Genomic DNA, 21651 nt, shown 5'->3' on the forward strand with positions numbered 1-21651 from the left:
GTCGGCGATCCGCCCCGCGACCGGTCACCGGGTGCTCCGCCCAGGAGTCAGCACCTCGTCCAGCACCCGAAGAACGGCTTCATACGCCACCGTCCGTACGGCGGCCTCCCGGGAGCCCTCCGGATCGGTCGGCCGCAGCTCCTCGCTCCGGGCCCGCCAGGACCGCTGCTGCTGCACCGCACAGGCCCTCGCCCGGTGCATGCGGCGCAGCAGTTCGTCCGAGTCCACAACATCCGTCATGTCTTCCGCGTACCCCCGACGGCCGCCCGGATGGCCCCTGAGCCGTAAGGGGGGCCGGAGGTTGGGGGGTACCGGCAGAGGTCAGCCGGAAGTAACGGCTAGTCCCACCGACCAGGGAGCTGACGGATGAGTGAAAGGCACCCGACCCGACCTGCCGTCGCCCAGCCCGGTGCCGACCGGCACCGGCCGTGCAAACCCGCCGAGGCGCGCCGGACCGTCGAACGGGTGGTCACCGAGTGCTGCGGCACCGGCGACCACGCGTCCTGCGACGCGGCCGCCCTCTCGGACGCCGTGCTGGTCGCCTCGGAACTGACCACCAACGCGATACTGCACGGCGGCGGCGTCACCGACTTCCGCGTCGACGTCGTCGGACCCGGCGTCGAGCTGTCGGTCTGCGACCGCAGCCACGACCTTCCGGTGGCCGTGCCGCAGACCGACCCCGAGGGACGCCGCCGCGTCGGCGGCCGGGGCTGGCCCATCGTCTGCCGGCTGGCCCGTGACGTACGCGTGGCAGACCTTCCGTCGGGAGGCAAGTGCATCACCGTGGTCGTTCCGCTGTCCTGAGTACTTTTGCGAAAGCGGAGTTTGTTCCACCGGGGGCAGGGCAGTCGCAAGTTCGTGCTTCGGACCGGAGGCGCAGCAGCGGGAGCGGTATGGCTGCTCGGGCCCTCCGGGTGAGTGACCCGGCCGGCGCCGTTCCCGCGGAAAGTTCCCCTGAGACCACCGTTCAGGAGCGATCCGCATGCTCATCGAAACATCCACTGCCCGTCCCGCTACGCCCGAGTCCACCGACACCGCCGCCCCCGCCCGTCGTCGGCACGACGACGCCCCCGACACCACGGCCCTCTTCAGCCGGCTGGCCGGCCTCGAGGAGGGGCCCGAGCGGGATGCCGTCCGCGACGAACTCGTCACCGCGTGGCTGCCCATGGCCCACCGGATCGCCGGACGCTTCCGCGACCGCGGCGAGTCCATCGAGGACCTGCGCCAGGTAGCGGCGCTCGGCCTGGTCAAGGCCATCGACCGCTTCGACCCGGAGCGCGGCGCCTTCGAGAGCTACGCCGTGCCCACCATCACCGGCGAGGTCAAGCGACACTTCCGGGACCGGATGTGGGCCCTGCGGGTGCCCCGCCGGGTCCAGGAACTGCGCAACAAGGTGCGGGTGGCGCGGCGCGAGCTCACGCAGAGCCCCGGCAGCCCCGAACCGTCGGTGGCCGACCTCGCCGCCCACACCGGGCTGACCGAGGAAGAGGTCGGCGCCGGGATGGAGGCGCTGGAGAGCTTCAGCACCCTGTCGCTGGACGCCGAACTCTCGGCCGGCGACGACGGCTACAGCCTGGCGGACACCCTCGGCGCGGCCGACACCTCGTACGACACCGTGATCGACCGCGAATCCGCGAAGGAAGGCCTGCGCAGGCTGCCCGAACGCGAGCGGGCCATCCTCTACATGCGCTTCTTCGAGGACATGACACAAAGCCGGATAGCCGACCGCCTGGGCATCTCGCAGATGCACGTCTCACGGCTCATCAGCCGCAGCTGCGCCCGCGTGCGGGACGAGGCGATGGGACAGCGGACCGGCCACCGGGGCACAGGACGGCCGGTGCGGACCTGACGACCGGGCGACGAAGGAGGAACGGGAACGGATGCTGATGCCCCACCCCGCGGTGCTGCGCGGACTCCTCGACGAGTACGAGGCGACGGCCCTGCACGAACCCGCCGACGACACGGGCGGACCCGGTCCCCGGACACGGGATCTGGCGTACACGCTGTGCGTGTCGACCGGCACGCGCGACGTGCGGCATGCCCTGGCGGTCGCCAGGCGGCAACTCGCGGCCCGTCCGGTCCCGGCGCCCGAGCCCGCGGTCGCGGCGGACTGAACAACGACGAGGACGGCTGGTGGCCCGGCTGCCCGCACACCGCCCGGCGGATGTGCGGGCAGCCGGGCTATGTGACGGCATGCCCGGCCTCGGGCGGCCGGCGGTAGGCGAGGCATCAGGGGGGGGGCGAGGCATCAGGGGGGCGAGGCATCGGGGGGCGACGGCATGCCGGGCACCGGGCGGCCGGAGATGGCCGAACACCGGGGTGTGCGGCCGGTGAGCCGGGGCATTCGCTGTCCCGGAGGGGAGGCTCACGATGAACGCACGTGTTCTCGCACATGCCGGCCGCGGCCGGGCCCGCCGGGCCGCGAACGGCTCGACCGCCGAGGGGGCCGCCCGGGCGGGACTCACCGCCCGCGGCGTCATCTACCTGCTGGTGGGTGTCCTGGCGCTGCAGATAGCCTTCGGCACCGGCGACCGGCAGGCGGACCGGGGCGGTGCCCTGGCCGAGCTGGCGGACAAGCCGTTCGGCGCCGTACTGCTGTGGGCGCTGGGCATCGGGCTCGTCGGCATGGCCCTGTGGCGGTTGTCCGAGGCGCTCTTCGGGGTCACGGGCAAGGACGGGCGCACCGCGAGGAAGCGGCTGCCGGCCGCCGCCCGGTGCGTGTTCTACGCGTTCGTCGCCTATTCCGTCCTGGCCTTCGCGGCGGGCTCCGGCGGCGGCGGGTCCAGCGACCGGCAGTCCCGGGACGTCACGGCCAAGGTGATGGAGATGCCCGCCGGGCAGTGGCTCGTGGGCCTGGCCGGTACCGGCGTAGTGGTCGCCGGCGTCGTGATCGCCGTACAGGCACTGCGCCGCAGCTACCACAAGAAGCTGAAGCTCGGCGAGCTGAACCCCCGGACCCGGAGGCTGGTCGACGTCGCCGGCGTCGGCGGGGGAGCGGCACGCGGAATCGTCTTCGCCGTGGCGGGCGGCTTCGCCGTACGCGCCGCCGTCGACTACGAACCCGACAAGACCAAAGGCCTCGACGACACCCTGCGCTCCTTCGCCGATACCCCGCTCGGCCCCTGGCTGCTGGTCCTCGTCGCCGCGGGTCTCGTGCTGTTCGGCGTCTTCTCCTTCGCCCTCGCACGCTGGCGCCGGGTCTGAGCCGCGCTGCACGGGGAACACGGGGCGAATGAACGAACACGAGATTCCTCCGCCGGACGGACGTCCCGTGGACGTCTACCTCGACCTCCTGCGAGTGCGCATGGAGAACGACGACTACCAGCTGCTGCTCAGCGTGGTCGAACCGGTCCTCCAGGCCATCGACGAGCACCAGATGCCCACCATCGACTTCTCCCTGGACGGGGACAACGCCGAGGCGCTGCCCCAGGAGATCAGGGACGAGGCCGCCCTGGTCATCGCCACCGCGGTCACCGGCCGGCTGGACAACGAGGTCGTCGAGATCAGTACCGACGAGACCGGCCCGGTCCGGGTCGTCACCGACGCGGCCACCGCCTCCGATCCCGAGCGCCTCGGCGAGATCGCCGACTACCTCAAGGAACGCCACAAGCAGAACGAGGAACTGCGCGGCATAGCCGAGGCGAGCGGCCTGCCCAGCGACTTCTGACCGTCACCGCTCGGGCGTCGCCACGGGCACGCCGAGCGGCCGGGCCAAGCCGACCACCGCCTCGTCCAGACGCTCCAGGTGCCGCAGTACCCGCCCGGTGATCCTGCCGTACCGCGGCACCCCGCCCGCCTCGAACTGCAGCAGCGAGGCGATGCTGGGCCCGGTCTCCACGCCCTTGTCGGCGTCCTCGTCGGCGACGTGCGCGGCGATCGCCTCGATGTTGCGCACCGTGCGCCGCACCGCGCCGCGCAGCCGCGGGTCCGCCGCGATCGAGGGGTGGGTGGGCAGCAGCTCGGCGGTCGCGGCCAGGGACCGGGCGTGGTACGCGCACGTCTCCAGCAGCGCCACCACGTACTGGGCGGTGTCGCGGCGGGCCCGCAGCGGGGTGATCGGATGCGTCAGCGGCTGGGTGGCGGCCCGCAGGTCGCCCAGCGCCTGGTCCAGGTCCCGCGCCTTGTCAAGCAGATCGGCCGCCGGCCCGCCGCTGAGCTGGTCCACGGCCCCCTCGGTGACGTCGGTGAGCCGTTCCAGCACCGTACCGAGCAGTTCGTTCGTGCGGCGGTCGGTCCGTATCGGGAGCACCAGCGCCGCCGCTACGATCCCGCAGGCCGCGCCGAGCGCCGTCTCCTCGATGCGCAGCAGCAGCACCGACAGGCTGTAGGTGTGCAGCAGCGTGTACAGGAGCCCGAGCATCGCGGTCACGAAGAACGACATCAGCGTGTAGGACAGCGGCGCCGTGTAGAACATCGCGAAAATCAGCAGCAGCACCAGCCCGAACGCGACCCAGGTGTGGTCGCCCACCACGCCGGCCAGCCCGATACCGGCCACCGCCCCGAGCAGGGTGCCCAGCACCCGGCGGTAGCCCTTGACGAGGATCTCACCGGTGGACGCCGTGTTCAGGAAGACGATCCAGCACGCGAGCACCGCCCAGTACCAGCGCTGCGAGGACAGGAACTCACCGCCGACGATGGCCAGCGAGGACCCCACCGAGACCTGCACCGCGGCCCGCGTGGTGGGGCGCCGCAGCCCGGTCGGCTCGTCCTTCTCCGCTTCCTCCTCACCGGCGTCGATGGCGGCGTCCTCGGCGTCCAGCTCCTCCCGGGACCTGGTGGTCGCGGGCGTGTCGTCGGACTCGTCCTGCGGCCCGTCCAGGGCGATTCGTAGGCCCATGACCGCTCGCGCGGTCTCACCGATGCCGCGGAACACGTCCTGGACGGCCGGGATCGCCTCCGGCAGGTTCTCCTCGTCGCGATAACCGAGCAGCCGGTTGCGCAGGTGGGACAGTGCCGTGCCGCGCGCCTCGGCGGGCGGCCGCAGCACCAGGGTGCGCAGCGCCCCCAAGTCCCGGCGCAGGATTTCCGTGGCTTCGCCGGGCGCCGGTGAGCTGCCCACGGACGGCGCCGGCGCCCCCGGCAGGTGCAGGGTCAGGGTGTCCGCCCGCTCGGCGCTGCGCGCGGTCAGCAGCAGCAGGCCCAGCCGCTCGGCGGCGATCTCGGCGTCCGCGATGCGCCGCTGCACCAGCCGCGCCGTGGACGCGTCCGGGGTGCCGTCCTCCAGCCGGGACTGGATCATCAGGGCCGTCTCGTGCAGGCGCGCGGTGCCGTCCCGCAGGTGCTCCAGCGTCCGGTCGATCCCGCCCGGCCCCGCGTCGAGCAGCTCGATCTGCGTGGCCATCAGCTGGGCCAGCCGCGCGCGAAAGGCCTGCCGCAGCCGCTGGAGGATGCCCGCCGGTGTCGCGGGCACCACGGCGAAGCGCACCACCGCACTGCACACGAACGCCACCGCTATGGCGCCCAGCAGCCCCGGCAGCACCGACGGGTCGGCGCCGACGAACAGGGAGACGAAGTAGACCTGGAAACCGATCAGCCCGAGCGCCGTGCCGCGGTCGCCGAACCGCCTCACGAAAACGGCGAAGAAGATGAGGACGACGAAGAAGACGTCGCCGATGACCATCCGTGAGGTGAGCAGCGAACTGACCGACACCGAGGCCAGGGCGACGGGCAGGCCCAGGGCCAGGGTGACCGCTTGCGCACCGAGCTCCTTCTCCCGGATGGCGAAGGTGGCGACCATCGCCGCCATGGCGCCCGCCACCAGGTGGGGGACGTCCGCGCCGAACACGGCGAGCACACCCAGTGCCAGCGCGATGGCCCCGACCGTCCGCAGGCCCGCCGTGAGCCGCAGCAGCCCGGGGTCGGACGCGGCGACGCGGTCCCGCAGCCGTGTCCGCACCGAGCGCCCCGCCGCCTTCACGCCGCCGTACACTCTCCCGACTCACACGCCCGACTCCCGGCCGGTTCACGCCGAGATCCACTTCTCAGGATGTCATGCCGCGCGCCCGTCCCCTCCATGGGGTCACAGCCGGGCCGCGCCCGCCTCCCCGACGCGCTCCCGCACCTGTTCCGGCGTCAGATAGGCGTCGGTGTACTCGAAGTCCCTCAGCTTGGCCGGCTTGCGGGCCTGGAAGCCGGTGCGCACGAAATCGTCGCCCGCGAGCGCGTTGAGCGCCCAGTTGGTCGCCACCCGGGCCTTCGCCACGCCCGTGCGCAGCGCCGACCAATGGTAGCCGCGGGCCACGGCCTGGGCCGGCAGGCCCCTCAGCTCGACGCCGAGAGGCTTGGAGACCGCGTCGGCGCCGCCGAGGTCGACGACGAGACCCAGGTCCTTGTGGACGTAGGGCCGCATCGGCTGGTTGCGCAGGGTGGCGATGATGTTCTCGGCGACGTGCCGGCCCTGCCGCATGGCGTGCTGGGCGGTGGGCGGGCAGACGGCGCCCTCCTGGCCCTGGGCGAGGTCGGGCACGGCGGCGGAGTCGCCGAGTGCGAACACCCCGTCGTGGTCGGGCAGGCACATCTCGGCGGTGACCGCCAGCCGTCCCTTGACGGTCTCCGCGCCGAGCGTGGCGATCAGCGGGCTCGCCACCACCCCGGCGGTCCAGATCAGCGTGCGGGTGGGCACGACGCGGCCGTTGGTGAAGGTGACCTCCTCGGGCCCGGCCTTCTCGATGGAGACGCCCAGCGAGATCTCGATGCCGCGCCGGGTGAGCACCTCCTGCGCGTCGCGTCCGAGCTTCTCGCCGAGCTCCGGCATCAGCTTCGGCGCGATGTCGATCAGGTGCCACTTGATCAGGCCCGGGTCGAGCCGGTTGTAGCGCTTGACGGCCGCGTGCGTCAGCCGCTGCAGACAGGCCGCGGTCTCGGTGCCCGCGTAACCGCCGCCGACCACCACGAACTGCAGTCGCGAGGCGCGCTCCACCGGGTCCTGGCTGGCGTCGGCGAGGTCGAGCTGGGCGATGACGTGGTCGCGGATGTACGCGGCCTCCGCCAGCGTCTTCATGCCGAACGCGTGGTCGGTCAGGCCCGGGATGTCGAAGGTACGGGTGATGCTCCCGGGTGCCAGCACGATGTAGTCGTAGGGCTCGTTGACGATCTGGTCGGTGATGGTGCGCACCACGCACACCTTCGCCTTGAGGTCCACTCCGATGGCGCCGCCCGGGATGATCCGGGTCCGGTACTTGCTGCTGCGGCGCAGGGACAGCGCGATCGACTGGGGAGTCAGCACACCGGAGGCCACCTGGGGCAGCAGCGGCAGATAAAGCTGGTAGGAGAACGGTGTCACCAGAGTGATCTCGGCCTCCCCGGGCGAGAGCCTGCGCTCCAGACGACGGACGCACTCCACGCCGGCGAAACCTGCGCCGACCACCAGGATCCTGGGTCGTGTCACGGTGTTCATCCCTTTCTGCGGCTCCAGGCGGTCTGCCGCGAACGCCGTTCGCCTGCCCCTGGATCGCTGTTTCGCACCTCGTCGATCCCATCGCGCCCGCCCTGATTCGGCCAGCCGGGCGCGGCAGGCAGGCGACACATCATGATCACCACCATGCCCCGCCCCGGCCCGGAGCGCACCGGGCGGAAGTGAACGGGCGGGAACTTTCCCGTGGGCGAGTGGTGCCCGGCCGAGCCGGGAACGGCGTCAGCGGGTGCCGCGGAGGTGGCAGAGCAGCAGGCAGACGTCGTCGTCCCGCTCCGAGTCGCTGAGCAACGGACTCAGGATGCCGTCCGCCGCACCCTCCAGGTCCGCCTCCAGCGCCGCCGGACCGAACGACCCGAGCGTCTCGGCCAGCCGCGCGATGCCTGGGTCTATGCCGAGGGCGCGCCGCTCCACCAGGCCGTCCGTGTACAGGGCGAGCGTCGAACCCGGCGCCAAGGGCACCGTGTGGTCGGCGATCTCCTGCTTCAACGGGATGCCGAGCATCGCGCCCGGCTTGGCGTCCAGGGTCTGGACCCGTCCGTCCGGGGTACGCAGCACAGGCGGCGGATGGCCGGCGGCGGCCCACGTCAGTGTGGGTTCGTCGGGGTGGAAGCGGGCGATGACGGCCGTGGCGAACAGGTCGGGCTGGAGGTGGTGCAGGAACGTGTGGAGCCGGGTCAGGAGCCGGCCGGGGCTGCCGCCGTCCACGGCGTAGGCCCGCAGCGCCGTACGCAACTGACTCATCATCACAGCCGCGCGCAGTCCGTGCCCGGTCACGTCGCCGACCACGGCGATGACGCCGCCGTCGGGCTGGCGGAACGCGTCGTACCAGTCGCCGCCGATGTTCAGCCCGTGGGTGGCCGGGAGATAACGCGCCGCCATGGCGAGTCCCGGCGGGGCGGGCAGCTCCGTGAGCAGGGCCCGCTGCAGCGTCTCCGCGATGTCGCGGTTGTGCTGGTATCGCTGGGCGTGGTCGATCGCGATGCTCGCCCGCCGGGTCAGCTCGATCAGCATCACCGCGTCGTCCGGGTCCCAGCGCTCCCCGGGCGGGGAGAGGGTCACCACGCCCAGCGGAGCCTGCCGCGTGGGCAGCGGGATGCAGAACAGGGGGCGCTCCGGGTCCAGCGCCGAGGGCGGCTGGTCGTCGACTCCGGGCAGGTTGCCCGGATGCGGGGCGGCGTACTGCGGCCGGCCGGTGCGGGCGGCGACCACGGCGGCGGCCGGGTGGGCGGGGCCCGGCCGGTCGCCGTCCTGGTCGAACAGCCAGACGTCGACGCTCCTGGCGTACTCGGGCACCAGCAGCTCCGGCAGCCGGCGCACGATCTCGTGATGGTCCAGGGACGCGGTCAGCACGGCGCTCGCGTCCGCCAGGAAGGTCAGCCTGCGCCGGGCGTTCTCCGCCTCCGTGCGCGCCTTGCGTTCGGCGGCGAACGCCTCCCGCTGGGCACGCCCGGCGGCGTCCAGCTCGGCGTGCAGGGCCACGACGCCCTGGTTGGTCTGCTGCAGCTCCTCGCGGTGGAAGTCGACCAGGTGCTCCTGCTCGGTGAGCCGGTCCAGGACCAGCACCGTGTCCTCGTCGGCCCCCAACAGGGCCTCGGCCAGCGCGGCCGGGTCGTCCGGCGTGACGTCCGCGTCGGCCGTGGGCACCGCTTCCGGGCAGGGCACCGTCACCCGCCACGGCGGCTGACCGGCGGCCGCGGCGTCGCGCGACGGCGTCACCACGGCGTGCAGCACCCCTTGTCCGGCCTCCACCTCAGCGGTGGCGGGGGAGGCCGTGCCCGCCTCCAGCGTGAGCCGCCAGGTACCGCCCTTGGTCAGGCACAGCCGCAGCTGCGCGCCGAGCGAGGACAGCAGCCGGGCGCGCTCCAGGGGCGGCACGCCGTAGGCCGCGGCCAGACGCGCGGTGGCGATGCGCGCCCGCGCCGCGTCGGTGATGTCGGTGATCTGCCAGGTGCGGGTCATGGCCCGTCCGGCGAGGTCGAGGTCAGTACGGCCACGGCGGTGTCGTCCCGCACCGGCCGTGCCGGACTGCTGGCGTCCCGGACCGTCACGGCCGCTATGACGGCCGGATCGACCGCCGTGCGGCAGGTGCCGTCCGTCGGCGTCCAGCGGCTCGGCAGGCCGTCGCTGTGCAGGACCAGCACCCGGTCGTGCGCCCAAGTCGTCTCCTCCTCGCGCAGGGTGCCGGGCCGGTGGGTGCCGACGATGCCCGGCCGGGACACCAGGTGCCGCCAGGTGCCCTCCTCGCACAGGCGCGCCCCGACATTGCCGACGCCGGCGAACCGGAGCACTGCGGCACCGGTGTCCACCTGGGCCACCGCGACAGCCGCGCCGCGGGTACCGGACAACGCCGTGTCGAGCCGCCGAAGCGCCTCGACTGGCGGCAGATGGGCCGCACCGCGCAGCGCCTCGACGGCTGCGGTGGAGGCGCGGGACGCCTCCGGGCCGTGGCCCAGCCCGTCGGCGAGCATCAGCGTCACCCGGTCCCCGGACCGGGCCCACGCCCAGGCGTCGCCCGAGTACTCAGCGCCGCCGAACGGCACGTTCACACCGCCTGCCCGCACCCGGGCCGCCGGCCCGCGATCGCGGGCCGTGACGCCGAGCGCGGGGCCGATCCGGGCGACCACCACCGTGCCCCGGCCGGGGACGCTGTGCAGGTCGAAGTCGTCGGACAGACGCGCGCAGGTGCCCAGACCCGCGCCGAGGGAGTCCGACGTGGTGAAACCGTCGCTCAGCGCGGCGGACACGTCGGCGATACCGGGGCCGTGGTCGACCGTCGCGACCTGCACGAGCAGGTTCGCCTCCCGGCCGGCGGCGAGGACCGCGGGGGCGACCACGTCGATCAGCACCTGACCGCCCCCGGCGTGCTTGAGCAGATTGGTCGCCAGCTCGGTCGCCACCAGCGCCGCCGTGGCGGTGCGCTGCTCGTTCAGCCCGGCGGCGGCCGCCGCGTGCTCCGCGGCCACCCGGGCGTCGCGCACCCGGGTGGAGTCGTGCACCGGCACGTCCCACACGCGTGGCATCAGGACTCCTCACGCGGGCGAGGTGCCCGTCCCACCCAGGAGGTGACCCGTACGGTCGTCCCGGTACCCGGGTCGCTCTCGATCGAGAAATCGTGCACCAGGCGGCGCGCCCCGCCCAGCCCCATGCCCAACCCGCCGCCCGAGGTGAAACCGTCGCTGAGCGCCTGCTCCAGGTCCGCGATGCCCGGCCCCTCGTCGCTGAAGGTCAGCCGGAGCCCCTGTGTGCCGCTCTCGGTGACCGTCTCCGTCTCCATCGTCCCGCCACCGCCGTACACCAGCGTGTTGCGGGCCAGTTCGCTGGCCGCCGTGACCAGTTTGGTCTGGTCCACCAGACCGAAGCCGAGCTGTGCGGCCGCCTGCCGCACGTGCTGACGTACCCACACCAGATCCATGTCCGAACGGATCGGCAGGCGGGCCTGGGCGCCCGCGGTGGTGGGCATCACAAACTCTCCCGGCGCAGCCCGCCGTAGCGGTGCGACGGGGCGTGCTCGGCGAGCAGCTCCATGGCCACCTCGGTACTGAGTGCCGTGTGCACCCCGGGCAGCGTCAGGCCCAGCTCCACCAGGGTGATGGCCACCGCCGGCCGCATGCCGACGACCACGGTCCGCGCGGCCAGCAGCTCGGTCTGCCCGGCGATCTCGGCCAGCACCCGGCCGAGGAAGGAGTCGACGATCTCCACCCCGGAGATGTCGATGACCACGCCCCTGGCCCCGCTGCTGGAGATCGTCTCGGCGAGGTCCTGCTGGAGCTGCTGGGCCGTGCTGTCGTGCAGGTCCCCCTGAAGGGTGACCAACAGCACGTCGCCGAGCCGGAGCACTGGGACATGACCTGTCACGGGCCCTTGGTGAGGCCCCGGGAATGCTCCGTTCACCGCGTGACCGTGCCGTTCGTGCCAGGGTTCACGATCCCGACCCCGAGCTGGTGCAGCACGTATCCCAGCGCGTCGGCGAGGCTCGCCCGGGTCACCACGGTGCCCAGGTCCAGGCCGAGGTGGACCATCGTCTGTGCGATCGCGGGCCGGATGCCGGAGACGATGCACTCGGCGCCCATCAGCCGGGCCGCCGCGACCGTCTTCATCAGGTGCTGGGCCACCAGCGAGTCGACGGTCGGGACCCCGGTGATGTCCAGGATCGCGTACCGTGCCTGCTGCTCCACGATGGACTCCAGCAAGGTTTCCATCACGACCTGGCTGCGGGCGCTGTCCAGCGTGCCGATCAGCGGAACGGCCACGATGCCGTCCCAGAGTTTGATCACCGGAGTGGCCACCTCCAGCAATTGCAGCCGTTGGCGGTCGATGAGCGCCTGCCCCTCGCTGAGCGCCGTCTGCATGACCACGACCCGCAGGGTGCCCATCAGCACGCTCAGCGTGGTGACACACGCCCGGGAGTGCTCGGCGGAGGCGTCCGGCAGATCGGCCAGCAGCAGGTTCTCCACCGGCGGGCGCAGCGCGGCCATTTCACCCGACACCTGGGCGGTGCTCAGGCCCGCCCGGGAACGGGCCGCGCCCATCCGCGCCAACTGCTCGCGCACCGTGGTGAACCCGGCGGCGTCCGGGTCCTCGACCCGCGCCGCGTCGGCGACTTGGGCCAGGGCGTCGACCACGGCCTTGCCCGCCTCCACCGCCTCGTCGCGAGAGACGGTGAACACAGCCCGGAACAAGGGCTCGTCCGCCCATCGCTGGGCGATCTGCTCACGGCGGCGCCGCAGAAAGTCCCTGACCTCGTGCGTCGGCGATCCCGCCGTTCCCTCCGCCTGATCCGGCACCTGTTCCACTCCTCATCCGCGTTGCGCCGCACAGCGCCCAGGAGGCAATGTGGCGGCGACGTGTCTCTGCCGGGCGTCAACTGTAACCACCCGCCGACCTCGTACGACACCTGCTCCCGCGTGAACGGTCCGGATGGGCGTCGAGCAGGACAGGAACTCAGGCCTCGGGTATCCGCGGCCCCTCCGGTTGCGCGTCGACGCGGGAGAGCGCCTCGTCGACGCTCTCGGAGACCGGCACCGTGATGCTCACGCCTGTGAGGTCCAGCACCCGCCGCACCGCCGCGGTGGGGGAGATGATGTGCACGCTGCCCGGCAGCTCGCGGGCCTCCTGGTAGACGCGCAGAATGATGTTCATGCCGGAGGAGTCCATGAACGGGACCTCCGACAGATCCAGCAGGAAGTGCCGCCGCCCGTGGTGCAGTTGGTTGGCCAGATGGTGCTGGAACTCGGTCGCGGTGTCGACGTCCAGGTATCCCGTCACCTTGAGCAGCGCGACCTCCTCCCGCTCCAGCGTCACCTCGACGGACAGCGGGTTCTGGGCTATGGGCACGTGTACCTCCAACAATGTGGCCGGGCGGCGGTCCGTGATGTCCCACCGCGCCCGCGATTACCCGCGAATCCGTCGGTCACACCCACCGCCCGGACCGGACGAGCGTGCCCTGCGTCACCCGACCCGGATGCCCACGAGACACGTGTCGTCGTCCGTGTCCGACCTGCTGTAGGTGAGCAGCCGGTCCAGGTGCTGGTCGAGCGAGTCCGGCGCCGGACGGACCGTGCTCAGCAACTGTGCCAGAGCCTCCTCCACCGAGCGGTCCCGGCGTTCGATCAGACCGTCCGTGTACATCAGCAGCGTGTCCTCGGCCGCCAGCTGCACCTCGTCCTCCTCGTACGACGCCTCGGCCACCGCGCCCAGCAGCATGCCCTTGACCAGCGGCAGCGGCCCCGCCTGCGCACCCCGGACCAGCACCGGCGGCAGATGGCCCGCCCTGGCCCAGCGCAGCGTGCGCCGGGCCGGGTCGTACAGCCCGCACACCGCCGTGGCGGTGACTCCGCCGGTCAGGTGGTGCGCCACGATGTTGAGCCAGGACAGCAGCTGACCCGGACCGGCACCGGTCACCGCCAGGCCGCGCAGCGCGTTGCGCAGCACCACCATGCTCGTCGCCGCCTCTATGCCGTGCCCGGAGATGTCGCCCACGCACAGCAGCACCAGCCCGTTCGGCAGCCGTACGGCGTCGTACCAGTCGCCGCCGACCAGCTGCTCGGTCTCCGCGGGCCGGTACCGGACGGCCACCTGGAGGTCCGGCACCTTGAGCGGGGCCTGGGCCGGCGGCATGATCGCGTGCTGCAGCTGCAGGGTCAGCCGGGCTCGCTCGATGGCCTGCTGCTCGGTGTGCGCCAACTGGTCGCGGGTGGCGGCGAGCGCCACCTCGGTCCAGTGCTGGGCCGAGATGTCCTGGTAGGCCCCGCGTACGACGAGCAGCCGGTCGTCGGTGTCCAGGACGGGTTCGGCCACCACCCGCACGTGCCGGGTCACCCCGTCGGGCCGCTGCAGCCGGAACGCCGCCGACGCCGGCCGCCGGTGGTGCAGCAGCGTGCGCAGGAACCGGCCGATGGCGACCGCGTCGTCCGGGTGGGCGTGCGAGGTCAGCTCCTCGAGCGGCACGGGCGTACTCGTCTGCGGACGCCCGTACAGGTCGAACAGTTGTCCGTTCCAGGTGATCTCGCCGGTGAGCAGGTTCTCCTCGAAGCCGCCGATGCGGCCGAGGCGCTGGGCGTGCTGGAGGAGGCTGGCCAGCCGGGCCGTCTCGTCCTCGATGCGCCAGATGAGCAGGACGGCGTTGCCGTGCCGGCTGATGCTTATGTCCGCGACCGCCGAGAGCGGCACCTGGTCCACCAGCGCGGTGAGGTTGATGCGCCGGGCCCGGAAGGGCTCGCCGGTGGCGTACACCCGCTCCACGTTCTGGAACAGCTCGCTGTCCCCGGCGGCCATCGGGTACGCCTCGAGCAGCAGCGCGCCGCCCACGACGGCACGCGGCCGTCCGGCGGGGTCCAGGAAGCTCTTGTTCACGTGCTGGATGCGGAAGTCCGCCAGGTGCCCGGCGGCGTCCAGGTGCGGCACCAGGACCAGCGCGGGATCGTACAGACCGTCGGCCAGGTCCATCAGCTCCACCGCGTCCGGCATGACCCGTGGCTCCTGCCCGGCGCCGTGCGGCGGCACGTACGACTCCAGCGTGTGCGCGCACAGCTCCGCCAGGGCCTCCACCTGGCGCACCACCTGCGGCGGCTGCGGGGCCAGCGGCACCGGCCAGACGATCTCCAGCACGCCGTGGATGCGACCCCCGGTGCCGGCGGGCAAGGCGACCCTGCCGCCGTCCGGGTACTGGTGCCGGCCCACGCTGGGCAGCCCCGTCTCACCCAGGGAGGTGAACCACTGGCCCGTGCGCTCGGTCAGCCCGCACCGGGCCACCGTCGTCACGTCCGGCGGCACGTAGCGCCAGCGGGTGGCCTCGGCCGCGGAGAACCCCGCGCTGCCGGCCAGCGTCAGCGACCCGTCGTACCCGGCCGCCCATATGGCCACGGCGGCCGCGCCCAGCGGACGCAGCGCCTGCTCCAGCAGGGCGTCGGCGACGGCCTGGGTGTCGCCGGCCGCCAGCGCACCGCTCTCGGCCGCCCGCAGGCGCACGGCGGCCGACCCGGCTCCCGCCTCCCCGGCGTCCGCGCCGTCGCCGGCGTCCGTGCTCCGCACGGCGGCCGCGAGGAACGCGTCCGTCACCTCCGACACCCGGTCCCGGGCGGCTTGGTTGATCACGTCGACCGCGAACTCCAGGGGCGTCACCCGCGACTGCTCGGCCAGTTCGGCCAGCTGCCGGGCGGCCTGCGCCGGGCCGCACCCCAGCCGGGCGACCAGGATGCCCTTGGCCAGTTCGATCAGGGCCCGGCCCTCGGCCTCCGCCTGCGCGGCCCGCACCTCGCGGCTGAGCCGGTCCACCGTGGCCGCCAGCCGGCCCACGGGCGACAGCGGGGTCATGCCGCGCAGATCGGCCGCGGGCCCGTCCACCGCGCAGGACCGCGGCGGCCCGGACGGTCGGGGCGGCGCGGCGGGCGCCTCCCCGGGCGCGCCGCCGGCCGGTTCACGAGGCTGTTCGGACGTGCTCACGTGTGCGTCGCTCCTCGGCTGGAGACCGCCACGGGGCGCGACGGGGAGCGCCGCGCACCGCCCGGCCCACCGGAACAGGGGACGTGGACCGGCGCGCTCATGCGGGCAGCCACCGTCGGACACAGGCGATGAGGTCCTGGGTGTCGACCGGCTTGGTGACGTAGTCGCTGGCACCCGAGGCGAGGCTCTTCTCCCGGTCGCCGGGCATGGCCTTCGCCGTGACCGCGATGATCGGCAGCTCGGCGTACCGGGGCATCCGGCGGATCTCCTCCGTCGCCGCGTAGCCGTCCATCTCCGGCATCATCACGTCCATCAGGACCAGCGCGACCTCCGGATGGTCCACCAGGGCCTCGATGCCCCGGCGCCCGTTCTCCGCGTGCAGGACCCGGAAACCGTGGAGTTCCAGGATGCCGCTGAGCGCGAAGAGGTTGCGTGCGTCGTCGTCGACGACGAGGACGGTGCGCCCGGTCGGCGCGTCGTCCACCGTGTGCGGGGCGAGATGCTGCGGTTCCTCGGACCGGACCAGCGAGAGCACGTCCCCGGGCTCTTCCGCGGCCAGGTGCAGGGCGATGCGTTCGCGCAGCTCGTCGAGGCTGGACAGGAACTCCAGCGCCCCGCCCCCCGCGCCGGAGCGCACTTCCTCCTCGAGGGCGGCGTCCGCCCGGTGACCGCTGTGCACGAGCACCGGCACGCTCGCCAGCGCCGAGTCGCCCCGCAGGGCCCGAAGGAAGCGGGACGCCTCGTTGTCCGGCATGCCCAGTTCCAGGACGACGCAGTGGCACGGCTCGGCGGCCAGCGCACCGGCGGCCTCCTGGGCGCCCACGGCCGTGATGACGTCGAGCGGGGGCCGGTCGGCCGCGTCGTCCCGCCCGTGCGTCAGGTCCGCGATCACGCTCTCCGCGACCAGGGTGAGCAGGCCCCGCGGGCGCTCCTCCACGACGAGCAGCCGCCGGGGGCGCTGCCGGTGGCCGCCGCCGGTGAGCTCGGGTGCCGGAACCGGGCGGGTGAGCACGTCGGCGGTCGACTCGGCGGAAGCCTGCTCCGGGCCGCGGGCCGCCAGATCCTCGAAGTCGGGCCGGGCCACGGGCAGGAACAGCGTGAAGGTGCTGCCCCGGTCGGGCGTGCTGTCCACGGTGACGGCGCCGCCCAGCAGCTGGGCGATCTCCCGGGTGATGGACAGGCCGAGCCCGGTGCCGCCGTACTTGCGGCTCGTGGTGCCGTCCGCCTGCTGGAAGGCGCCGAAGATCGACTCCAGGTTCTGCTCGGGAATCCCGATGCCCGTGTCCTTCACCCGGAAGGCCACCACCGCGCCGCCCCGGATCACACCGGCGGGCACCTCGCCGTCCGGCGCCGGCTCGACGGCCAGCTCCACGCCGCCCCGCTCGGTGAACTTCACCGCGTTGGACAGCAGATTGCGCAGCACCTGGCGCAGCCGCGAGTCGTCGGTCAGCAGGTCCGCCGGTGCCCCGGGGGCCGTCGTCACCGTGAACTCCAGGCCCTTCTGCGTCGTCATCGGCCGGAAGGTGGCCTCGACGTACTCGATGAGCTGCCGCAGCGTCACGCGCTCGGGGGAGACGTCCATCTTCCCGGCCTCGACCTTCGACAGGTCCAGGATGTCGTTGATCAGCTGGAGCAGGTCCGAGCCCGCGGAATGGATGATGCCCGCGTACTCGACCTGCTTCGGCGTGAGGTTGCGCGACGGGTTCTGCGCCAGCAGCTGGGCGAGGATGAGCAGGCTGTTGAGCGGGGTGCGCAGTTCGTGGCTCATGTTGGCCAGGAACTCCGACTTGTACTTCGAGGCCAGTGACAGTTGCTGGGCACGGGCCTCCAGCTCCTGCCGCGCCTGCTCGATCTGCAGGTTCTTCGCCTCGATGTCCCGGTTCTGCGTCGCGAGCAGGGACGCCTTGTCCTCCAGCTCGGCGTTGGAGCGCTGCAGCTCTTCCTGCTGCACCTGGAGCTCCGCCGAGCGGGCCTGGAGCTCGACGGTCAGCCGCTGTGACTCGGCGAGCAGCTCGTCGGTGCGGGCGTTGGCCACGATCGTGTTGACGTTCACGCCGATGGACTCCATCAGCAGTTCCAAAAAGTCCCGGTTGATCTGGGTGAACGGCGCGACGGACGCCAGCTCGATGACACCGAGGACCTGTCCCTCGACCACGATGGGCACCAGTACCAGGGCGGTCGGCACCACCTCGCCGAGCCCGGAGGAGATGGTCACGTAGCCCGGCGGCAGCTCGTCCACCACGATGGTGCGCCGGCTGCGCGCGGCTTGGCCGACCAGGGTGCGCCCGAAGGCGATGCGGGAGGGTCTGGTCGAGTCCTCGGGGTAGCCGTAGGAGCCGACGAGCCGCAGCTCGGGGCCGGCCTCGCCGTCCTCCGCCAGGTAGAAGGCGCCGTACTGGGCGGACACCAGCGGCACCAGCTCGTCCATGATCAGCTCGGCGACCACGGGCAGGTCCCGGTGCCCCTGCATCAGCCCGGAGATGCGGGCCAGGTTGGTCTTGAGCCAGTCCTGCTCCTGGTTGGCCCGCGTGGTCTCGCGCAGGGACTCCACCATGGAGTTGATGTTGTCCTTGAGCTCGGCGACCTCGCCGGACGCCTCCACGTTGACCGAGCGGGTCAGATCCCCTTCGGCGACGGCGGAGGTCACCTCGGCGATCGCGCGGACCTGGCGGGTGAGGTTGCCGGCCAGCTCGTTGACGTTCTCCGTGAGGCGCTTCCAGGTGCCGGAGACGCCCTCGACCTCGGCCTGACCGCCGAGGCGGCCCTCGGTGCCGACCTCGCGGGCGACGCGGGTGACCTCGTCGGCGAAGGCGGAGAGCTGGTCGACCATCGTGTTGATGGTCGTCTTGAGCTCCAGGATCTCGCCGCGCGCGTCGACGTCGATCTTCTTCGACAGGTCGCCCCGGGCCACCGCGGTCGTCACCAGTGCGATGTTGCGCACCTGGCCGGTGAGGTTGTTGGCCATGGAGTTGACGTTGTCAGTGAGGTCCTTCCAGGTTCCGGCGACGTTCGGCACGTGCGCCTGACCGCCCAGCCGGCCCTCGGTGCCGACCTCGCGGGCGACGCGGGTGACCTCGTCGGCGAACGCGGAGAGCGTGTCGACCATCGTGTTGATGACGTCGGCCAGCGCCGCGACCTCGCCCTTGGCCTCCACAGTGATCCGCTGGGAGAGGTCGCCGCGCGCCACGGCGGTCGCGACCTGGGCGATGGAGCGCACCTGGCCCGTCAGGTTCGACGCCATCACGTTGACGTTGTCGGTGAGGTCCTTCCAGGTGCCCGACACCCCGCGCACCTGGGCCTGCCCGCCCAGGTTCCCGGCGGTGCCGACCTCGCGGGCCACCCGGGTGACCTCGTCGGCGAAGGCGGAGAGCTGGTCGACCATCGTGTTGATGGTGTTCTTCAGTTCGAGGATCTCGCCGCGGGCGTCCACGGTGATCTTCTGGGTGAGGTCGCCCTTGGCCACCGCGGTCGCCACCTGGGCGACATTGCGGACCTGGCTGGTGAGGTTGCCGGCCATGAAGTTCACCGAGTCGGTGAGGTCGCGCCAGGTGCCCTTGACCCCCTGCACGTCGGCCTGGCCGCCGAGGCGCCCGTCGGTGCCGACCTCGCGGGCGACGCGGGTGACCTCGTCGGCGAAGGCGGAGAGCTGGTCGACCATCGTGTTGATGGTGTTCTTCAGTTCGAGGATCTCGCCGCGGGCGTCCACGTCGATCTTCTGCGACAGGTCGCCCTTGGCCACCGCCGTGGCCACCTGTGCGATGTCACGGACCTGGGTGGTCAGGTTCCCCGCCATGGCGTTGACGGAGTCCGTCAGGTCGGCCCAGGTGCCCGACACCCCGGGCACTCGCGCCTGACCGCCGAGGGTGCCCTCGGTGCCGACCTCGCGGGCAACCCGGGTGACCTCGGAGGTGAACACGGACAACTGGTCCACCATGCCGTTGAAGACCTTGGCGATGTCGCCCATCAGGCCGTCCGCCTCGTCCGGCAGACGGGTGCCGAAGTCGCCGTCCCGTACGGCCGTCAGGCCCGCCAGGAGGCGGCGCAGCTCCTGATCGCCCGGACCCGAATCGACGGGTCCGGTGCTGTCGCTGGTCATGCGTACCCTCGTTCCGCTCCCCAGGAGCCCTCGGTGCGAGGGCTCGACAACCCCCCCGGACCGATTGCGCGGTCCGGCGTCTTGTGTGTGCATTTCCGCAGTTCATGAATCTGCCCAAGGAGAAAAATACGCCAGAGGCCGCCCCAGGTCGCGGGCGCGGGCAAAAGCGGGGCGTCACCCGATGGAGCGGCCCGATCGAACGGGGGTCGAATGCGGCGGGCCGGGCCGGGTATCCGCTGCTGTGGAGCCGGTCCGGCCCGTGGCGTCCGCCCGGCCCCACAGTCGTCATCGACGCGGGAGGGAAGGAACGGCGTGCCGATGGAGAGCATCTGGTCGTACGCGGTGGACAGCGGTCACGTGGAGGGGCAGGACCTCACCGGCTGCACCGTCGTCGCCACCGACGGCACCATCGGGCACGTGGACCGGCAGGCCGAGCACTTCGGCATGCGGCACCTGGTCGTGGACACCGGTGTGTGGGTGTTCGGACGCAGCGCGCTGGTGCCGGTCGGCATGGTCACGGGCATCGACCCCGGGGCCCGTACGGTCACGGTCGGCTGCACCCGGGCGGAGGTCAAGGCCGCGCCACGGTTCCGCACCGACAGCGAGACGATGGACCGGGAGTACCTGGTGTCCGTCGGCGACTACTACCATCGGCTGCCGCCGCGGGAGACCTCCGCGGACTGACCCGGTGCCGAACGACAGCACGGCGAACACCAGGGACACCACTGACATGGAACCAACCGACGGGATCACCACGGCCTCGTCCGGCGTCACGGCGCCCGGCGGGCCGGCACCGGGGGCCGTGACCAGCGCGGCGACGGCGCGTGCGTACGCGGAGTCGGTGGCGCGTGCGTGCTGGGGGGCGGGCCGCGGGGTGCGCGAGGAGGACGTCGTCGACCTGCTGCTCGTCGTCTCGGAGCTGGTGACCAACGCGATCCGGCACGGCGACGGACTCGCCGGCTTCGAGGTCCGGCCCGTGGGCGAGGGGATGTGGATCGCCGTTCACGACAACAGCGCGGTGGTGCCGCGCGCCGCGTACGCCTTCCCCACCCGCCACCACGGAAGCGGCTACGGCTGGCCGCTCGTCGCCCGCCTGGCCCGGGACATCGTGGTGGACCGCCGGCCGGAGGGCGGCAAGACGATCAGCGTGCTGGTGCCGCTGCGCGACGCGGACACCTTCTGACCGCGGCGGGCGGTCACCAGGGCAGGAACACGTGGATGTCCTTGCCCCGCTCGCCGGTGACGACGCTCACCTGGTCGGAGAGGGTGTGGATCAGGTGCCAGCCGATGCCGCCGCCGCCGCTGCTCGGATGGAAGGGGCGCGGCGCGGGCTCCGTCGTACTGGTGTCGTGCATCACCACGTGGACGCCGTCGAAGGTACGGCGCAGTCGCAGCTGGAACGGTCCCGGGGCGTACTGCACCGCGTTCGCCGCCAGCTCCGTGACGACGAGCAGGATGTCGTCCCAGTGCTCGGGCTGTGTGGGCGGTGCCGCACGGGCCAGATCGTGGAGGAACTCCTCCGCGACCAGGCGCGCACCGGTCACATTGTGCAGCTCCCCGGTGAAGCTGGCGGTGCGGTTCGTGATCTCCTCGGAAGCCAGTGTCCTGTCCCAACGCGACTCGGCTGCCATTTCGCCTTCCCGGCCCGGCATCGGCCGGGCGTCGTCCTTTCCTTCGCATTCCCTTTGTCTGTAGTTCCCGTGCCGATCGAGGCTACGCGCCTCGATCGGCAGGTGCGGGCGCGGTGGCCACGGGTGACCCTCCCGTCACCCGCCGCGAATTGCCCGGCATGCAGAGCGGGTTGCGAGGGAACCCGGCAAGCGGAGCACACCGGGGCGCCCGTGAGGGAGCGCCCGTTTCCGACACCCCACTCGGGAGATCCCTGATGACCAGTTACGGCAGTTCCCCTGCCGCGTCGTCCAGGTGACGCACGAACGGTCTGGCCATAGCGAGTCTTTGCTGCGGAATCATCGGCCTGTTCTTCCTCAGCGTCGTCCTCGGCCCGGTCGCGATCGTACTGGGCGCCGTCGGCCTCCGGCAGGCCCCGGCCAAGGGAGGCGCGGGCATGGCCAAGGCCGGCATCGTGCTCGGTGCCCTGGCCCTCGTCGTCTTCTTCGTCCTGCTGGCGGTGAGCGCGGCGAACGGCGGCTTCGCCTGGTACGTGGGCGGCTGACCCCGCCGGAGCACACCGGACCACGCG

At 72.4% G+C, this 21651-nt stretch carries 20 protein-coding genes; 8 read left to right on the forward strand and 12 right to left on the reverse strand.

Going from position 1 to position 21651, the window contains the following annotated elements; genetic code table 11:
• Positions 1–24: 24 nt before the first annotated feature.
• Positions 25–240: a hypothetical protein gene (locus IE142_RS24020; RefSeq protein ID WP_191887669.1), complete on the reverse strand. Its 216-nt coding sequence runs from the start codon at positions 238–240 to the stop codon at positions 25–27.
• Positions 241–366: 126 nt separating this feature from the next.
• On the opposite strand from IE142_RS24020, the gene IE142_RS24025 reads away from it, so the two are divergent.
• The 5 genes from IE142_RS24025 to IE142_RS24045 all read left to right on the forward strand — a co-directional run bounded on the left by IE142_RS24025 (position 367) and on the right by IE142_RS24045 (position 3667).
• Positions 367–804, forward strand: coding sequence for an ATP-binding protein (locus IE142_RS24025; RefSeq protein WP_191887670.1), 438 nt, complete (start codon positions 367–369; stop codon positions 802–804).
• A gap of 178 nt (positions 805–982) precedes the next feature.
• Positions 983–1849 (forward strand): SigB/SigF/SigG family RNA polymerase sigma factor, encoded by an 867-nt coding sequence (locus IE142_RS24030; protein ID WP_191887671.1) that lies wholly within the window; start codon positions 983–985, stop codon positions 1847–1849.
• 31 nt (positions 1850–1880) lie between these two features.
• Positions 1881–2114 carry a DUF5133 domain-containing protein gene (locus IE142_RS24035; protein ID WP_043376187.1) on the forward strand — a complete coding sequence of 78 codons (234 nt, stop codon included), beginning with the start codon at positions 1881–1883 and terminating at the stop codon, positions 2112–2114.
• Between the two features lie 256 nt (positions 2115–2370).
• Entirely contained in the window at positions 2371–3204 is an 834-nt protein-coding gene (locus IE142_RS24040) for a DUF1206 domain-containing protein (RefSeq protein WP_191887672.1), read from the forward strand.
• Positions 3205–3232: 28 nt separating this feature from the next.
• The gene (locus IE142_RS24045; RefSeq protein WP_100048081.1) at positions 3233–3667 is read left to right on the forward strand and encodes a hypothetical protein; all 435 of its coding nucleotides are present in this window, start codon (positions 3233–3235) and stop codon (positions 3665–3667) included.
• 3 nt (positions 3668–3670) lie between these two features.
• Here IE142_RS24045 and IE142_RS24050 read toward each other — a convergent pair whose 3' ends face one another.
• The 10 genes from IE142_RS24050 to IE142_RS24095 form a co-directional block, all read right to left on the reverse strand.
• The gene (locus IE142_RS24050; RefSeq protein ID WP_191887705.1) at positions 3671–5917 is read right to left on the reverse strand and encodes an FUSC family protein; all 2247 of its coding nucleotides are present in this window, start codon (positions 5915–5917) and stop codon (positions 3671–3673) included.
• A gap of 102 nt (positions 5918–6019) precedes the next feature.
• Complete coding sequence (locus IE142_RS24055) at positions 6020–7396, reverse strand: NAD(P)/FAD-dependent oxidoreductase (protein ID WP_191887673.1); 1377 nt, start codon at positions 7394–7396, stop codon at positions 6020–6022.
• A 237-nt stretch (positions 7397–7633) separates the two neighbouring features.
• On the reverse strand, positions 7634–9373 hold the full coding sequence (locus IE142_RS24060; protein ID WP_043376196.1) for a PP2C family protein-serine/threonine phosphatase: 1740 nt from the start codon (positions 9371–9373) through the stop codon (positions 7634–7636).
• Positions 9370–10434 (reverse strand): ATP-binding SpoIIE family protein phosphatase, encoded by a 1065-nt coding sequence (locus tag IE142_RS24065; RefSeq protein WP_191887674.1) that lies wholly within the window; start codon positions 10432–10434, stop codon positions 9370–9372. Before IE142_RS24065 ends, IE142_RS24060 begins: the two co-directional genes overlap by 4 nt.
• Positions 10434–10874, reverse strand: a complete 441-nt coding sequence (locus tag IE142_RS24070; protein ID WP_191887675.1) for an anti-sigma regulatory factor — start codon at positions 10872–10874, stop codon at positions 10434–10436. The genes IE142_RS24065 and IE142_RS24070 overlap by 1 nt, the downstream gene beginning before the upstream one ends.
• Positions 10874–11305: an STAS domain-containing protein gene (locus tag IE142_RS24075; RefSeq protein WP_052412121.1), complete on the reverse strand. Its 432-nt coding sequence runs from the start codon at positions 11303–11305 to the stop codon at positions 10874–10876. The genes IE142_RS24070 and IE142_RS24075 overlap by 1 nt, the downstream gene beginning before the upstream one ends.
• Entirely contained in the window at positions 11302–12198 is an 897-nt protein-coding gene (locus tag IE142_RS24080; protein ID WP_191887676.1) for an STAS domain-containing protein, read from the reverse strand. Before IE142_RS24080 ends, IE142_RS24075 begins: the two co-directional genes overlap by 4 nt.
• Positions 12199–12355: 157 nt before the next feature.
• Positions 12356–12748, reverse strand: coding sequence for an STAS domain-containing protein (locus IE142_RS24085; protein ID WP_043376202.1), 393 nt, complete (start codon positions 12746–12748; stop codon positions 12356–12358).
• 114 nt (positions 12749–12862) lie between these two features.
• Positions 12863–15355: a SpoIIE family protein phosphatase gene (locus IE142_RS24090; RefSeq protein ID WP_191887677.1), complete on the reverse strand. Its 2493-nt coding sequence runs from the start codon at positions 15353–15355 to the stop codon at positions 12863–12865.
• Positions 15356–15452: 97 nt separating this feature from the next.
• The gene (locus IE142_RS24095) at positions 15453–19451 is read right to left on the reverse strand and encodes a HAMP domain-containing hybrid sensor histidine kinase/response regulator (protein WP_191887678.1); all 3999 of its coding nucleotides are present in this window, start codon (positions 19449–19451) and stop codon (positions 15453–15455) included.
• 318 nt (positions 19452–19769) lie between these two features.
• Here IE142_RS24095 and IE142_RS24100 point away from each other — a divergent pair, with 318 nt between their 5' ends.
• Both IE142_RS24100 and IE142_RS24105 read left to right on the forward strand, forming a co-directional pair.
• The gene (locus tag IE142_RS24100) at positions 19770–20135 is read left to right on the forward strand and encodes a PRC-barrel domain containing protein (protein WP_191887679.1); all 366 of its coding nucleotides are present in this window, start codon (positions 19770–19772) and stop codon (positions 20133–20135) included.
• Between the two features lie 46 nt (positions 20136–20181).
• Complete coding sequence (locus IE142_RS24105) at positions 20182–20634, forward strand: ATP-binding protein (protein WP_229830828.1); 453 nt, start codon at positions 20182–20184, stop codon at positions 20632–20634.
• Positions 20635–20647: 13 nt separating this feature from the next.
• Here IE142_RS24105 and IE142_RS24110 read toward each other — a convergent pair whose 3' ends face one another.
• The gene (locus IE142_RS24110) at positions 20648–21082 is read right to left on the reverse strand and encodes an ATP-binding protein (RefSeq protein WP_191887680.1); all 435 of its coding nucleotides are present in this window, start codon (positions 21080–21082) and stop codon (positions 20648–20650) included.
• 308 nt (positions 21083–21390) lie between these two features.
• Between IE142_RS24110 and IE142_RS24115 the strand changes: the two genes are divergently transcribed.
• Positions 21391–21624, forward strand: a complete 234-nt coding sequence (locus IE142_RS24115) for a DUF4190 domain-containing protein (RefSeq protein ID WP_229830835.1) — start codon at positions 21391–21393, stop codon at positions 21622–21624.
• Positions 21625–21651 lie beyond the last annotated feature (27 nt).

The sequence above is a fragment of the Streptomyces mutabilis genome (assembly GCF_014649815.1).
GTDB lineage: Bacteria > Actinomycetota > Actinomycetes > Streptomycetales > Streptomycetaceae > Streptomyces > Streptomyces mutabilis.